This is a genomic window from Oceanospirillum sp. (assembly GCF_982874595.1).
This window is the reverse complement of sequence record NZ_CEYNZH010000004.1, coordinates 23,503-37,063: the sequence shown is the minus strand read 5'-3', so window position 1 is coordinate 37,063 and position 13,561 is coordinate 23,503. Positions and strand designations below refer to the sequence as shown.

The window sequence follows — 13,561 nt, the reverse complement described above, 5'->3', positions numbered from 1 at the left end:
CCATGAAACCTTACGTTAACGCAAAGGTCATATTTAGGTAATTCCGGGCAGGTGCTATAGTCCCTACCCGACTTACAGTGATATTGATGTTTGACGTCTTACTTTCTGCGGAGACCCCCGATGGAAGCTTCACCCTCAAAAAAGACTCTCACCCTCAGCGATATACAGGCAGAACAACATCAGTTTCGCCAAAACTGTAAGACACTCATTCTGGCCACGCTCAACGGAGACCAATGGCCCGAAGCCAGTTATGCCCCCTTTATTGAGGATGAAGCCGGAAACCACTATATCTTTGTCAGCGAGTTGGCGGCACATACTCAACATCTTCTTGATAATAAAAAGGTTTCCTGGATGCTGATTGCTGACGAGCAAAGCACCCGACAGCTTTTTGCCCGCCAGCGTTTCACCTGTGTCGGCCGCGTTGAAATCATTGCCAGAGACGGTGCAGAATTTGCCGACAGACTGGAGCAGATGCAAGATCGCTTTGGGGAAATTATTGATCTGCTGAAAGGTTTAGGGGACTTCCACTTGCTGAAACTGATACCTGAGCGGGCAACCTATGTGCGCGGCTTTGGCCAGGCTTATGCGCTTTCCGGTGAAGGGCTGAACCAGATCGAGCATCTGAAACGCTGAGCCTTGCACACTAAAATCTGCCTCCAACCATACCCCTCAAAAAAAGCAGAAGATGCATTTTATTCTGTTCAGGAGTGCGCGGCACTATCGGAGTGCCCCAGAGAGCGTTCCGGGTCAATTGCATCCCTGATCCGCTGTTTAATAATTTTCGCTTCCGGAAAACCGCCATCCGCTTTACGCTCCCAAAGCAGAATATCATCCAGCCAGATTTCATAACGACCACCCGTTGACGGGGCTAACGCCACCTCAGCCAGGTCATCACTAAAGGTGTGCAGAATCTCCTGAGCGATCCAGGCCGCTCTCATCATCCAGTTACATTGGGTGCAGTAAAAAATCGTGACTTTCGCTTTTGTCAGCATGGGAACTCTCTCCGATCAATCAGGCTATCAACAAACCTTTATCGTTTGCCGCCCACAAACAATAAACCCCCGATTCATAGAACCGGGGGTTTTATCAACAATCCTCAGATTGTTGCACGCCGACAATAATTATCCATCTGCGTTAATCTTTTTAACGATCTCAGCCAGCGAATCAGCCGCTTTATCATTTTCAACCTGACAGGTACCGGCATTCATGTGGCCGCCACCGCCATACTGCAGACAAAGCTCGCCCACGTTGGTGTTTGAGCTGCGATCCAGAATCGATTTGCCCACGGCAAATACAGTGTTCTGCTGCTTCAGGCCCCACAGTACGTGGATGGAGATGTTGCAGTCCGGATACAGGGCGTAAATCATAAAACGGTTGGTTGCCCAGATCGTCTCTTCATCACGCAGATCCAGAACCACCAGATTGCCGTGAACCGTGCTGCAGCGTTTGATCTGCTCAACCGCTTTCGCTTCCTGTTCAAAGTACAGCTCAACACGCTCTTTGACATCTTCCAACTTCAGGATGTCATCAATGTTATGGTGTGCACAGTAATCGATCAGCTGCATCATCAGTTGGTAGTTAGAGATGCGGAACTCACGGAAACGCCCCAGACCGGTACGGGCATCCATCAGGAAGTTCATCAGAACCCAACCTTCCGGCTTCAGAATCTCATCACGGCTGAACTGGGCAGAGTCACCTTTGTCTACCGCTTCCATCATGTCGTTCCAGGAAGCCGGGAACTTATCTGCACCACCGTAATAGTCATACACAACGCGAGCTGCAGATGGCGCGTCAGGATCGATAATATGATTATCAATACTGCTGTCGTTACGCAGAGTCTCACTCAGGTGGTGGTCAAAAGCCAGGTGACAACCTTTCACATAAGGCAGGTTCGTGGTGATATCCGAACCTGTAATTTCAATTTTGCCATCCTGCATATCTTTAGGATGCACAAACAAAATATCATCAATCATATCCAGGTGCTTCAGCAACACCGCGCACACCAGACCGTCAAAATCACTGCGGGTAACCAGTCGGAACTTTTGACCTGACATCAGTCTCTCCTGTCTCTTTGTCGGGCACGCTCAGACTGCGCACCACCCCTGTTTCTACTCTGCTGTTTCTACTCAAAAAAAATTTGTTTTTCCTGAGTGTCCATTCTGAGGCTAAACATATCATTTATCGGCACCTCAGAGAACAAATCGCCCGGACTAAAACGCCATCAGAAACGATATTTGTTAATCTTAGCGTAAAAAACCGCAACACATTGTTACAGGCCGCACAAAAGAGCGATCACTTTTAAGCCAAACGGGCCGCGTCTTTTTTCTGTCTGGCGCTCAGCCAGAACAGCGACAACAACATAATGATCAGCAGCGGGATCGGCAAGAGGTTTACCCATTGCCAGCCAAGACCGTGAATCACCTGTCCGGCATAAAGTGACGCCATCGCCTGAAGGCCAAAGACAGCAAAATCATTCACCGCCTGCGCCTTAAAACGCTCTTTGTGTTCATAATAATGGGTCAGTAGAGTCGTCGAACCCACAAAAAGAAAGTTCCAGCCGATACCTAACAGAACCAATGCCCACCAGTAATGCATCAAACCATGCCCATTCAGTGCAACCAGGCTGCACCCGAGTAGCAATAGGGTTCCGACGCCCATCACCCGCGTAACACCCAACGCACCGATAACCAGTCCAGTCAGCAGGGATGGCAGATACATCGCCGCAACGTGACTCTGAATAACCCGGGCAGTCGCTTCCAGAGAATGACCATCCATCACATGCATACTGATCGGTGTGGCCGTCATGATAAAACTCATCACCGCATAAGCGGTTACGCCCCCCAAAACAGCAATAAAGAAACCGGGACGACCTAACAAAGCCATAACAGAGGGTTTGTGATGCTCATCATCTTCAGCTTTAAGGCTCTTCGTCGGACGAATCAAGAGGAGTAGTGTCAATGCCAGAACGATCAGTCCCGACAGCACAACAAAGGAACCGACAAATTTTTGTTCAAACCAATGGGCAGCAAGCTGCGCCAACTCTGGGCCGATAAAGGCAGCGAGTACTCCGCCAACCAAAACAAAAGAGATCGCTTTTCCTGCCTGCTCCGGAGATGCACTCTCAGCAGCCGCAAAACGATACTGTTGAACAAAAGCCAGATGGAAACCAACCAGTGCCGTTGCTGTCACAAAGAGCGCAAAAGAATGGATGCTTAATGCAAATGCAGCCAGCAAGTTTGCAACCACGCCGCCGCTGGCTCCAAGAATAAAGCCACGCTTGCGTCCCAGTCGCTGCATAATCATGGCAGCGGGAATCGTACTTAGTGCCGTGCCAATAACCATAAAGGCAACGGGCAGAGTTGCCAGTCGGGGATCTGGAGCCAAGTCGCCACCGATCAGGCCGCCAATAAAGATCACCACCGGTGCGGCGGACATCGCAAGCGAAGAGGCTAATGCCAGCAGCAGTACGTTACGAAGGTTCACAAAAGCTCCTTTTACCAATTAAATTAGAGTCTTAGCTTGAAATTATGTTAAACGGGTCACACTTTGTCGCCAAGTTGTACATAAAAAGCTGCATTTGATTGCAAAGATATACAATGCAGACAGCAATAGCGTGTTAGAATTGCTGTCATAGAGTGAGTAATCCTGCATGGAATGGCAGGAAGATATCACAGGGTTTAAATTAGAAACTATAGGGGGTCGTGCATCATGCAACTTACCCGTCAAACAGATTACGCCATCCGGGTTCTGATGTTTCTGGGCGTGCAACAGTCTGACGAACTGGTAACGATCAGTGATATCGCGCACCATTTTGAGATCTCGCGCAATCACCTGATGAAGATTGTTCACAAGCTGGGTCAGCTGGGCTATATCCAAACCGTTCGCGGTAAGTATGGCGGCATGCGTATCAATATGGAAGCAGAAGAGATTTCCATTGGCAGAATGGTTCGGGACTTCGAAACCTCACTGGAAATTGTCGACTGTGAAAAGCTGATCTGTCCATTGACTGGCTCATGTGACATGAAGCCTATGCTGAAGAAAGCACGCGATGCTTTCCTTGGCGTTGTGGATGAATATACGCTGCGTGATCTGCTGAAAAATCCGGCAGATATCCGTACCCTGCTGGGTCTGGATCTGAAAGAAGGCGAACTACCGGTACAGGTAATGGCAGCGTCCTGACCTGCTGCTAAGAGCTTTCTGTTCCCTAAAACGGCATGATAGGTTTCTATCCTGTCGTTTTTTTATGGGCGCTATTCAGCTCTGCTGAACGCTACCTACCTGACATTAGAACGCCTACCGGATGGTATGGCAGCCAGCAGTTCAGGCCAGCAGGGCAACCATGCCTCCAATCGCAGATGCGACCCACAATGGCACCATTGCCTGCAGCGCCAACGCACGACCACCAATCAACCCCGCCATTGCGCCTTTAAGCGCAGAATTCACAATAGCTGCGATAATAATCCCTAAAACAGCCACCTCTAAAGCCAACCCATCACGACTCATACCAGAAAGAGACAGGTTAATCGGGTCAACATCAGCAATACCTGATACTGCCGCCAAAATCAGGATGCCTGTATCACCCACACTTTCTTTTAACGCGCTGCTCAACAGTAAAATAACCGCTAACAAAGCACCAAAACTAAGTGCCGATGCCAGTGACAATGGTTGAGACGGTGGAGCAACATCATTAGGCACTGTCTGCGTCCCCCGATAGAGTAAAAACAGAGCAGGCAGATACACTACAACCATCATGACTAAAACAGGTGACAGCAAAAGCATTATCAGGTCAGGGTTGATAACACCTGCAACCAGCAGAACACGAGGAAACATAGTGCCACAGGCAAACAGGATACCAGCCGCTAAAAGAGGGGTTGCCTTCCTGGACTCCCTGGCCATACGAGAAAACTGCAGGGTAAGCGCTGTGGAGGATACCAACCCGGCAAAAAGTGCCGTTAGCATGATACCTTTGCGGGCACCGGCGATCTTCATGGCGAAGTAGCCAACAAAGGAGATACTAGAAATCAGCACCACCATCCACCAGATCTCATAAGGGTTTAGCGCCTGCCACGGCCCCATCGCTTTATTCGGCAGAATCGGCAACACCACAACAGAAATAATCAAAAAGCTCTAAAGCTGCCCAGAGCTCTTTTTTCTCCAGCAGCCATAGCCAGCGATGCAGAACACTCTTCAGGCTGAGTAACAGCGTTGTAACCACCGTTGCTGCGGAAGCCTCAACAGGGTAACCCTGCATCACCAGCGCACCAAAACTGAACGCTAATAAGGCGGAGATAAGCGACGTCAGAGACACATCGTTGCCGGGCTTTTTCTGATGCTGAATATAAGAGGTTGTCAAAGCTCCCGTCAGCCCGAGAAAAAAGATCCCCAGGAGATAGCCCCCCAACTCACTGGAAAGCAGAGACCCTACAGCACCCAGCAAGGCGATCAGACCATAGGTTCTCAGACCCGCAATCCGAGAGCCATCCTGCATATCACGGGTTCGCCAGCCCCGCTCTACGCCAATTAAAAGCCCAAGAGAAAGAGCCACAGCCATCAGCCCCATAGAGTGAGTATCACTTATCTGCACGGTAAAATCCTTGTATCTCAGCGACAGCCACCGGAAGAGATCACTCCTCCGATAATCCTATGGATAATAACAGAAGCATACACTTACCAATGGATGCCATTTGCCGCTTAAGTATATTGTCTATTTACAGTAACATACACCGCTACCAAGCTTGAGGCGGGACGTTTTCATACCTGCCTAAGATAGTTTTCAGAACACAGGTATCTATGCGTTTTTCGGTTCCGGATAGGGTTTATAAAAGTAAAACGCTGCATTTTTCGGTACCGTTGCTGGGATCTGACATCGGCATGACATCGCTTTTATCTTCAAGGATCAGTTGGCTTTATGAACATTCCTACTTTCGTTACCCGCCTGGGCGCTGTGTTAACCTTCAGTATCAGTACTCTGGCCATGGCAGACATCAGTCTCACCTATCAGTCTCAGAAAACACCTGAACACCGCAGTACGATTCTGGTCAGTGAAAACTTCATCCGTTTCGAAAACCCTATGGCCCCCGAGTTTTTTATGCTGTTTGATGTGAAGCGCCAGCATATGACACTGGTAGACAGTGACAAGCGCAGTTACAGCATCCTGGATCGTGAAACATTGGAAAGCCTGTCTGAGCAAATTGAGGTGACCCGAAAAGCGATCATGGCTGAGCTGGAAGCTGGCATGAAAGTCGCCAACGATGAAGAAAAAGAGCAGATGGCTGAAATTCTGGAGCAGATCCAGCAACTGACTGAAGCACCCAAAAAACAGTTGGTCGAATATCAGCCGATGAACAGCGAACAGGAAGTCAACGGCTACAGCTGCAAAATGATTGAAGCTCAGGTCAACGGAGAAACCCAGGCCAAACTTTGCGTTGCAAATTCATCAGATGTCGGCATCCCTGACAGCGCGATGAATACTCTGGAATCATTCCACAACTTTTCCAGTAGCGTTCATCAGCAACTTAACCCGGGAGATACGACTGAACTTCTGTTTGTGATGAACAGCAAAAACCAGCTACCGGTATCCATTAAGCGCACGTATCCGGCCAGTACCAAGGACGAATACCGACTGACAGATGTACAAACACTGACCATTCCTGCCTCTGCATTTCAGGTGCCTCAAGCCTTCGAGGCAAAAGATATTGAAGATGCATTTATTGTCGAATAAACCCTTTATTTGCCAGACGTTATCGACAGCTAGCAACATTTAACCCTTCTTATTACGATAAGGCCGCGGCAATTATTTTGCCGCGGCCTTATTTTTTGCTTTACCAAAAATAATTTTCCGTCTATATAAGCACCGAAAATAAACCTTTTTCTGGAGAGACTTATCAATGGGCCGTGAAGACGTATCCTTTGATGATACCGATGATATTTTTGATGAAGCCGATGATGCAATTGCAGCGGATGACGAAGAAAGGGAACTGAGCAAAAAGGCATCGTCACTGGACAAACGTCGCTTGATAGAAGATCGCCTTGAGCAGAAAATGCTAAAGCGCAATATCGACGATTACTACGACTTTGATGATCTGGATGACGACTGACCACAGACGTCATCCTTCAGGCCAAAGCTAATCTTTATTATCAGCATTGTAAGACGAAAGAGGAGGCTCATCAGCTTGTAGCTGCTGAGCCTCCTGCTGTTTCCGGTGCTCTGTCAACTCTTCCTGCAGGCTTTGTTCCTGCAAAATCTGACGCTGAAATTCCAGCATTCGGCTGATGTTATCTTCCAGTCGCCCAAGTCTTGATTCCATACGGTCAATACGCTGCAGTAACTCGGATTCTTTATCAATCACCTCTTCCTCCTCCCGGGAGAGAAAATAAACCGAGAAACTTGCGGTCAGCAGCGAGAACAGGCCAATCCCCATCAGAATCAGAAACGCGCCAACCAGCTTGCCTGCAGGACTGGTCGGTACCAAATCACCATAGCCGACAGTGGTAATGGTCACCAGCGCCCACCAGATGCCGTTCCAAGGCGTATCGATAGCAGGATCAATAATCGAGATCAGAGTACCGGCTAGTCCAACAAAGACCGCACTCACCAATAGGGTTGTCCCCAGATTATTCCGAGCAAGAATCGCATGAACCGTCGACCCCATCGGCATCAGTAATGACAGAATCAGAACGACCCGCAGCATCCGTAAAATACTGGCCATAGAGCTGTCGCCCCATAAAATCGGCAGCCCCAGGAGCAAAATCACCAGATTCATCCAGTTTGTGCGGATATAGCGCCAACGCTGATCGACCAGAGAGACCAACAGGAGGGTTTCACCCAGAAAGAACAGCCAGATAAGAACATCTGTCGCATGATGAAAATGAGGGTCAACATCACCGGATAAACTGAGATACCAAGCGATCAGCATCCAGAGCGCAAGAAACAACATCGGCCATTCAAGCCACTGTGCCCAGCGCCTGGCTCTCGGATTTTCATCTCCGGCAACTCCGGCTAAACCCAGCCAGCGGCCAAGGGAGGATGAAGATTTCAAAGCGGTCATCGAACGAACTACCCCTGCTCCGCAACTGTCCGGGAGGTACTCAGGACTCTTTTACCCCACCAAAGGCCAAACAGCATACTTGGCCCCCACATCAGAATACCGTAAATAACAGGGGGGACCGACATAATGCTACTGCCCAGAATCGCACCGGTCACCAAAAGTGCTGTACCGCCATTCTGCACACCAACCTCAATACCAATTGTCAGTTGCTGAGGAGCACTCAAGCCGTTAACCCGGGCAAAAAGATAGCCCATGCACAGCGCAAGGCTGTTCAATACAATCACCGGCCAGCCCACGGCTGCCAGAAATTCCGGCATATCAACCCAGTGCTTAGCAACGATACCAACAATTACCAGAGCCAGAAAACCGATAGACAGAGGCTTAACCACCTTAGCCAGCTTCTGACTCAGTTCCGGTTTCTTCCCGTGTAGCCACATGCCGATCGACACAGGTACAACGGTAATCACAAACAGACGCAGCATGGTTTGAGCAATCGGCAGCTCAATCGGTTGGGACGCCCCCATCCAGTGATCCAGCGACAACTGAGTCAGAAGCGGCATGGTGAAAGGTGTGATAACAGAAGCAAAAGCCGTTAATGTGATCGAAAGGGCAACATCACCACGGCTGAGGAAGGTCATCATATTCGAGGTCGCACCACCCGGTGCAAAAGAAAGCACCATAAGGCCCACAGCCAGTTCCGGCGGCAGCTGAAACAGGGTCACAACTCCAAACGCCAGGAGAGGCACAAACAGCATCTGGCCGGTCAACCCCACCAGAACCGCTCGCGGCAAAGTGAAAATACGACCAAAATCAGCTGGCCGTAAAGTCATACCCATTCCGAGCATGATAATAAAAAGGGCAGCAGGCAGAACCACCCCTAACAAAATTCCGCTGGACATGGTTACACGCTCCGGCTACCCATTATTGACACTTCCTGTCACCACAACAGCTCACTGTATTGTGTGGCTGCACGTGGTTTTATATACTTGTCTGCGACCCGCTTTTAGCAGGCGCGGGCGCAATATTCTTTAGTCGTCAGACTCTTCCAGATCATCAATGCTGGCGGACTTGAGGCCATTTTCATAGTCCAGATCGAAGACCATTACCGCAGGAGACAGCTCGATAAACTGTTCAAACTGCTCAACGGTCAGTTCAGGCCAGGACGCTTCGTCTTCTTCCCAGGATTTCAGCTCATTCTCCAGAATGTTAAGCCAGAATTCCTGAAGCATATCATTAAGCTGTTCCTCATCTTCAATCTCAGGAACCAGATAAACCGTTGCTTCTTCGTTAACATCTGCCAGCGTCAAAGGTTCGCTGCCTTCGTCAAGATTGTTGATCCAATCAACAAACTCCTGAGTCAGTTTTACAGTCATTGCAGAACGATTCAGCATTTTCATTGTGTATCTCCAGACAGAGTTCTTTCGAACCTGAAAAAAATTATTCAGCCGGGCTTACTGATTAAGAAACAATAAGCCGGCTCAACAAAATAAACCGGAAACGCTATGTGCTTCCGGTAACTCCCCGACAGATCAGGGATAGAAAAAAAAGGGATAAATAAAACCCCGATAACCAACAGGATACCGGGGTCAGGGATTACTTAGAATCCGCTTCTGGTCGCATATGCGGGAACAGAAGTACATCACGGATCGACGGTGCATTAGTAAACAGCATCACCAGACGGTCGATACCGATACCTTCACCAGCGGTTGGCGGCAGGCCGTATTCCAGCGCGCGGATGTAGTCCTGATCGTAGTACATCGCTTCATCATCACCAGCGTCTTTCTCAGCAACCTGCTGCTCAAAGCGCTCTGCCTGATCTTCTGCATCGTTAAGCTCCGAGAAGCCGTTCGCGATCTCACGACCACCAATGAAGAACTCAAAACGATCGGTCACAAACGGGTTATCATCGTTACGACGAGCCAGCGGAGAAACCTCAGCCGGGTATTCAGTAATGAAAGTTGGCTGCATCAGTTGGTGCTCAGCCACTTCTTCAAAGATCTCGGTGTGTAGCTTACCCAGCCCCCAGATCGGTTTAACGTCAATCTTCAGGGATTCAGCAACCTGCTTGGCAGATTCCAGATCCTGCAGGCTTTCTTCAGTGATCTGAGGGGCATGCTTCAGGATCGCTTCGATCATGGTCATGCGCTCAAACGGCTTACCGAAGTCATAGGTATCTTCCTGATACTGAACCACAGTATCACCCAGCACATCCTGAGCGATGGTGCGCAGCATATCTTCGGTCAGATCCATCAGATCTTTGTAGTCCGCGTATGCCTGGTAGAACTCCAGCATAGTGAACTCAGGGTTGTGACGGGTGGAAAGACCTTCGTTACGGAAGTTACGGTTGATCTCGAAAACCTTCTCAAAACCACCGACAACCAGACGCTTCAGGTAAAGCTCAGGTGCAATACGCAGGAACATATCACGATCCAGTGCGTTGTGATGCGTCACAAACGGACGAGCTGTTGCACCACCCGGAATCACCTGCAGCATTGGGGTTTCCGCTTCCATGTAACCACGCTGGCTCAGGTAGTTACGGATACCACTGACTACTTTAGCGCGGATCTCGAACGCCTTACGGGATTCCTGATTCATGATCAGATCCACGTAGCGTTGACGGTAACGCATCTCCTGGTCAGTCAGGCCGTGGAATTTATCAGGCAGCGGGCGCAGGGATTTGGTCAGCAGCTCACACGCTTCGATGTAAACGTACAGGTCACCCTTACCGGACTTATGAACCGGACCGGATGCGCCAACGATGTCGCCAAAGTCCCAGCTCTTGATATCTGCACGAACATCTTCCGGCAGGTTCTTCTTGTCCACGTACAGCTGAATCTGGCTGCTCATGTCCTGGATCACGATAAAGGGACCACGCATACGCATGATACGGCCGGCAACAGACGCCTTACGGTTCAGCTTTTCCAGCTCTTCCTTATCCTTATCACCCAGCTCAGCCTGCAGTTCTGATGCCAGAGCATCACGGCGGAAGGTGTTCGGGAAAGCGTTGCCTTTTTCGCGACGCTCAGCCAGCTTGGCGCGACGCTCAGCGATCAGCTTGTTCTCTTCTGCCGCCGCGGCTGCGCTATCTAAGGGAGTGTCTTGCTGCTGTTCTGTAGCCATGGGTCTTTATCATCCAAAACATAGGTCAATCGGATTATTCAGCGCGAAACTGAGTTCGCGCGCTTATCTGCAAAGGCGTAATTAATTACAGCCCCTGCTTCAGGCTCGCTTCAATAAAGCGATCCAGATCACCATCGAGAACCGCCTGAGTATTGCGATTCTCAACACCGGTGCGAAGGTCTTTAATTCGGGAGTCATCCAGAACGTAGGAGCGGATCTGACTGCCCCAGCCGATATCAGACTTGGTATCTTCCAGCGCCTGCTTCTCAGCATTACGTTTCTGCATCTCCAGTTCGTACAGTTTCGCTTTCAGCTGCTTCATCGCACGGTCTTTGTTCGCGTGCTGGGAACGTTCAGTCTGACAGGAAACCACGACATTTGTTGGTTCGTGGGTAATACGAACGGCCGAGTCGGTGGTGTTGACGTGCTGACCACCGGCACCGGATGAGCGGTAGGTATCGATACGCAGATCCGCCGGATTGATATCCACTTCAAAACTGTCGTCAATTTCAGGAGCGACAAACACCGATGAGAACGAGGTATGACGACGACCGCCGGAATCAAACGGAGACTTACGCACCAGACGGTGAACACCAGTTTCAGTCCGCAGCCAGCCGTAGGCGTATTCGCCTTCAAAGCGCACAGTGGCACTCTTAATACCGGCCACTTCACCGGCGGATACTTCGATCAGTTCGGTTTTAAAGCCGTGGGCATCACCCCAGCGCAGGAACATACGCAGCATCATATTGGCCCAGTCCTGAGCCTCAGTGCCACCGGAACCGGACTGAATATCCAGATAGGCGTTACTTTCGTCCATCTCACCGGAGAACATGCGACGGAACTCCAGCTTCTCCAGCTGGGCTTTCAGATCATCCAGTTCAGTCTGAACGTCTTCAACAGTGCCTTCATCATCTTCTTCAACCGCCATTTCCAGCAGGTCCTGGGCATCCGCAAGGCCGGTATCCAGGTTGTCGATGGTCTCAACCACTAACTCGAGGCTTGCGCGCTCTTTACCCAGAGCCTGAGCCCGCTCTGGCTCATTCCAGACTTCCGGCTGCTCCAGCTCGCGGTTTACTTCTTCCAGACGATCTTTCTTTTCAGCGTAGTCAAAGATACCCCCTAAGAACGTCTGTCCGCTCAGACAGGTCCTTAATGAGGTTATTGATAGGATTGATTTCTAACATGATGCTTGAAGCTCACAACTGACAAATAGTAATTAACGTGCATTAAACAGTCCAAACACCACAACATAACGGTAAGTTAAGCACTGCAGGTAAAACACGTTGAAATTCTGTGTGTAAAACAGGAGCTTAATTCTAACGAATCCCCCAGAGACCTACCAGTAATACCCGAAGTAATGCCGGCTGAATCCGCATAAAAACAAGCAATACTCCCGGTAACATCGTCACGACAAAAACATCACCGGATTAGTGATGCAGAAGTGATAAGATGCACTTAAAATGAAGTGATTAGCTGCTGCACAGTTCAGCACCTCCATGGCAGAATATGCGTAATGAATCAGCGTTAGGAAGAAACAGATGCAGATCAAGGTGAAGCCGGTGTCGGGACACCGGTTAGAGATTCAGTTGGCAGAAAGCCAGCTACTCCTACCGGAACAATCCTGTCAGGAGATGCGCGATGCGCTTGTGGCTCAGGTAGAGCAATTTGCCCTGCATCCCAAACCCCGCTGGGAAGAAGCTCGCAACCAGTTCCAGAGCCTTCAGCCTGCATTGGCGCATCTGGAACAATTTAACGATAACGAACTGGCACTGCTGCTTCGGGAATATGATTTTACACTGCTCTATCGCCTGGCCCAGAGCAAACAGATGGGCAGTCTGTTAGCCAAGCTTGAAAAAGCATTGGGCCGCCGCGAGATTGACCGCCTGACTCAAAACGCTGAAAAACTCCCGCTAAAACCCCTCTGGGAGGTAAACGAACGTATTCAGGGGCTGATTCGTACCATTGAGCGTATGGCCGATGAGGGTGAAATTCGACCACCGCGCATGAATATTAAAGATAATGCTGACGCGCCACCGGTCGCACTGGCGTCCAGCACGGATGCCGCCTTTATCCGTCAACTCCTGAAAAAACTGGATGCGTTCCCCGAAAAAGCGCTGTTCGCTGTCTTCAAGCAGGTCCCCCCCCGTCAGCTGGCCAAGCTGTGGTTTATCTGTGAAGAGATGTCAGAATCCAGCCTGCTGAATAAGTTTAACAAGCTGATTCCGGCTCCTATGCGAGAAAAACTCAAACCTGCCAAACCTGAGCAGATCTCTCCGGCCGATGCCCGTAAAACCGCGCAGCTGGTGATAGAAGTCGTTAAAGGCCTGCAGAAAAAGAAAGCCCCGGAATCCGCAAAGAGCTCTGGCCCGGTACTGGTTTAATCAGGAGTAACA

The 13,561-nt window shown here is 49.8% G+C and carries 15 protein-coding genes; 5 read left to right on the top strand and 10 right to left on the bottom strand.

Annotated features, from left to right (window positions below; translation table 11 throughout):
• Positions 1–120: 120 nt before the first annotated feature.
• Complete coding sequence (locus AC4GL5_RS03040; protein ID WP_490381308.1) at positions 121–633, top strand: HugZ family pyridoxamine 5'-phosphate oxidase; 513 nt, start codon at positions 121–123, stop codon at positions 631–633.
• 68 nt (positions 634–701) lie between these two features.
• Here AC4GL5_RS03040 and AC4GL5_RS03035 read toward each other — a convergent pair whose 3' ends face one another.
• From AC4GL5_RS03035 to AC4GL5_RS03025, 3 genes are all read right to left on the bottom strand, one after another.
• Entirely contained in the window at positions 702–992 is a 291-nt protein-coding gene (locus tag AC4GL5_RS03035) for an Rdx family protein (protein WP_490381307.1), read from the bottom strand.
• A gap of 129 nt (positions 993–1,121) precedes the next feature.
• Positions 1,122–2,054, bottom strand: coding sequence for an exopolyphosphatase (locus tag AC4GL5_RS03030; RefSeq protein ID WP_490381306.1), 933 nt, complete (start codon positions 2,052–2,054; stop codon positions 1,122–1,124).
• Between the two features lie 244 nt (positions 2,055–2,298).
• Positions 2,299–3,483 carry an MFS transporter gene (locus AC4GL5_RS03025; protein WP_490381305.1) on the bottom strand — a complete coding sequence of 395 codons (1,185 nt, stop codon included), beginning with the start codon at positions 3,481–3,483 and terminating at the stop codon, positions 2,299–2,301.
• Between the two features lie 225 nt (positions 3,484–3,708).
• On the opposite strand from AC4GL5_RS03025, the gene AC4GL5_RS03020 reads away from it, so the two are divergent.
• The gene (locus tag AC4GL5_RS03020) at positions 3,709–4,179 is read left to right on the top strand and encodes an Rrf2 family transcriptional regulator (RefSeq protein WP_490381304.1); all 471 of its coding nucleotides are present in this window, start codon (positions 3,709–3,711) and stop codon (positions 4,177–4,179) included.
• A 141-nt stretch (positions 4,180–4,320) separates the two neighbouring features.
• Here AC4GL5_RS03020 and AC4GL5_RS03015 read toward each other — a convergent pair whose 3' ends face one another.
• Positions 4,321–5,121: an MgtC/SapB family protein gene (locus tag AC4GL5_RS03015; RefSeq protein WP_490381303.1), complete on the bottom strand. Its 801-nt coding sequence runs from the start codon at positions 5,119–5,121 to the stop codon at positions 4,321–4,323.
• Positions 5,081–5,584: an MgtC/SapB family protein gene (locus AC4GL5_RS03010; RefSeq protein WP_490381302.1), complete on the bottom strand. Its 504-nt coding sequence runs from the start codon at positions 5,582–5,584 to the stop codon at positions 5,081–5,083. The genes AC4GL5_RS03015 and AC4GL5_RS03010 overlap by 41 nt, the downstream gene beginning before the upstream one ends.
• A gap of 324 nt (positions 5,585–5,908) precedes the next feature.
• Here AC4GL5_RS03010 and AC4GL5_RS03005 point away from each other — a divergent pair, with 324 nt between their 5' ends.
• Complete coding sequence (locus AC4GL5_RS03005; RefSeq protein ID WP_490381301.1) at positions 5,909–6,721, top strand: hypothetical protein; 813 nt, start codon at positions 5,909–5,911, stop codon at positions 6,719–6,721.
• A 166-nt stretch (positions 6,722–6,887) separates the two neighbouring features.
• The gene (locus tag AC4GL5_RS03000; RefSeq protein WP_490381300.1) at positions 6,888–7,097 is read left to right on the top strand and encodes a PA3496 family putative envelope integrity protein; all 210 of its coding nucleotides are present in this window, start codon (positions 6,888–6,890) and stop codon (positions 7,095–7,097) included.
• Positions 7,098–7,124: 27 nt separating this feature from the next.
• On the opposite strand, the gene AC4GL5_RS02995 is transcribed toward AC4GL5_RS03000, so the two are convergent.
• The 5 genes from AC4GL5_RS02995 to prfB form a co-directional block, all read right to left on the bottom strand.
• Entirely contained in the window at positions 7,125–8,048 is a 924-nt protein-coding gene (locus AC4GL5_RS02995; RefSeq protein ID WP_490381299.1) for an ion channel, read from the bottom strand.
• A gap of 8 nt (positions 8,049–8,056) precedes the next feature.
• Complete coding sequence (locus tag AC4GL5_RS02990; protein ID WP_490381298.1) at positions 8,057–8,947, bottom strand: bile acid:sodium symporter family protein; 891 nt, start codon at positions 8,945–8,947, stop codon at positions 8,057–8,059.
• Positions 8,948–9,076: 129 nt separating this feature from the next.
• Positions 9,077–9,445 (bottom strand): hypothetical protein, encoded by a 369-nt coding sequence (locus tag AC4GL5_RS02985; protein WP_490381297.1) that lies wholly within the window; start codon positions 9,443–9,445, stop codon positions 9,077–9,079.
• A gap of 196 nt (positions 9,446–9,641) precedes the next feature.
• Entirely contained in the window at positions 9,642–11,168 is a 1,527-nt protein-coding gene (gene lysS, locus AC4GL5_RS02980; protein WP_490381296.1) for a lysine--tRNA ligase, read from the bottom strand.
• Between the two features lie 85 nt (positions 11,169–11,253).
• Positions 11,254–12,352 (bottom strand): peptide chain release factor 2 gene (gene prfB, locus AC4GL5_RS02975; RefSeq protein WP_490381295.1). Its coding sequence is split into 2 segments (ribosomal slippage): positions 11,254–12,276 and positions 12,278–12,352, totalling 1,098 coding nucleotides; the frame shifts between segments, so codons are not numbered across the junction.
• A 354-nt stretch (positions 12,353–12,706) separates the two neighbouring features.
• Between prfB and AC4GL5_RS02970 the strand changes: the two genes are divergently transcribed.
• Positions 12,707–13,549 carry a hypothetical protein gene (locus AC4GL5_RS02970; protein WP_490381294.1) on the top strand — a complete coding sequence of 281 codons (843 nt, stop codon included), beginning with the start codon at positions 12,707–12,709 and terminating at the stop codon, positions 13,547–13,549.
• Positions 13,550–13,561 lie beyond the last annotated feature (12 nt).

Bases quoted from the DNA above. Each gene is read 5' to 3' on its own strand.
- AC4GL5_RS03040 (WP_490381308.1), top strand. From the start codon at position 121: ATGGAAGCTTCACCCTCAAAAAAGACTCTCACCCTCAGCGATATACAG.
- AC4GL5_RS03035 (WP_490381307.1), bottom strand. From the start codon at position 992: ATGCTGACAAAAGCGAAAGTCACGATTTTTTACTGCACCCAATGTAAC.
- AC4GL5_RS03030 (WP_490381306.1), bottom strand. From the start codon at position 2,054: ATGTCAGGTCAAAAGTTCCGACTGGTTACCCGCAGTGATTTTGACGGT.
- AC4GL5_RS03020 (WP_490381304.1), top strand. From the start codon at position 3,709: ATGCAACTTACCCGTCAAACAGATTACGCCATCCGGGTTCTGATGTTT.
- AC4GL5_RS03005 (WP_490381301.1), top strand. From the start codon at position 5,909: ATGAACATTCCTACTTTCGTTACCCGCCTGGGCGCTGTGTTAACCTTC.
- AC4GL5_RS03000 (WP_490381300.1), top strand. From the start codon at position 6,888: ATGGGCCGTGAAGACGTATCCTTTGATGATACCGATGATATTTTTGAT.
- AC4GL5_RS02995 (WP_490381299.1), bottom strand. From the start codon at position 8,048: ATGACCGCTTTGAAATCTTCATCCTCCCTTGGCCGCTGGCTGGGTTTA.
- AC4GL5_RS02990 (WP_490381298.1), bottom strand. From the start codon at position 8,947: ATGTCCAGCGGAATTTTGTTAGGGGTGGTTCTGCCTGCTGCCCTTTTT.
- AC4GL5_RS02985 (WP_490381297.1), bottom strand. From the start codon at position 9,445: ATGAAAATGCTGAATCGTTCTGCAATGACTGTAAAACTGACTCAGGAG.
- lysS (WP_490381296.1), bottom strand. From the start codon at position 11,168: ATGGCTACAGAACAGCAGCAAGACACTCCCTTAGATAGCGCAGCCGCG.
- AC4GL5_RS02970 (WP_490381294.1), top strand. From the start codon at position 12,707: ATGCAGATCAAGGTGAAGCCGGTGTCGGGACACCGGTTAGAGATTCAG.